This window comes from Rhodopseudomonas sp. WA056, assembly GCF_010906995.1.
GTDB lineage: Bacteria > Pseudomonadota > Alphaproteobacteria > Rhizobiales > Xanthobacteraceae > Rhodopseudomonas > Rhodopseudomonas palustris_G.
In genome coordinates, this window is record NZ_QPFS01000264.1 from 1 (window position 1) to 647 (window position 647).

2 pseudogenes are annotated in these 647 nt (G+C 64.0%); one reads left to right on the plus strand and one right to left on the minus strand.

Going from position 1 to position 647, the window contains the following annotated elements:
- Positions 1-97 precede the first annotated feature (97 nt).
- Positions 98-478, plus strand: a pseudogene (locus DU475_RS23935) (hypothetical protein).
- On the opposite strand, the pseudogene DU475_RS23940 reads toward DU475_RS23935, so the two are convergent.
- Positions 438-647, minus strand: a pseudogene (locus DU475_RS23940) (beta-(1-6) glucans synthase); the annotation flags it as partial. The pseudogenes DU475_RS23935 and DU475_RS23940 sit on opposite strands and share 41 nt — an antisense overlap.

A 647-nucleotide genomic window follows, 5' to 3' on the forward strand; every position in this document is an offset into this window, starting at 1 on the left:
GTCGTCGATCCTCGGCATCCGCTAAAAGCCCCGGCGGGCATCGTCATCACCGTCGCCCCAGCTTGTTCGCCCTCCCGAAGCGCAGCATAATCACGCCATGAAGAAAAAGCCGTTCCGCCTCACCCCGTACCAGGTGCAGTTTCTGTTGATCGTCGGTTTCGCGACGGTCGAGAGTTCGATGGCGAGATAACGCAGGTACAGCGCGTAGCCGACCGTGGCGCTGGCCTGCGACGCCGGGCTGCGCTCGATGCTGTGCAAGTCCCGAATGCTGATGACCTATCTGTTTCAGAATTCGGTGTTCGGCATCGCCGCGCTGGTGATCGCCACCCTGCATTTCATCAGGCCGTCGATCGTGCTTCTCACCGGCGGGCTGATCTGCGCCGGCTTCGGCATCGTGCTCTACAATGTGGCGCTGTCCGGGACCGCAATCGGCCTGCTCATGCTGGGGTTTTCGCGACCCGCGCCCGCCACAGCGTGAGCGCCAGCAGCGCGTAGACCGCACAGGTCCACAGCGACTGCCAGTTCTTCGGCCCCTCGTTGAAAACAATATAGAGCGCGCAGGCCGCGAACAGGCCGGCAAACGAGGCCTCGGCGATCGGCCGCGGCCCCTGCTGCGGGCGGTTCAGCGCCATCAGCAAGAACAGCGG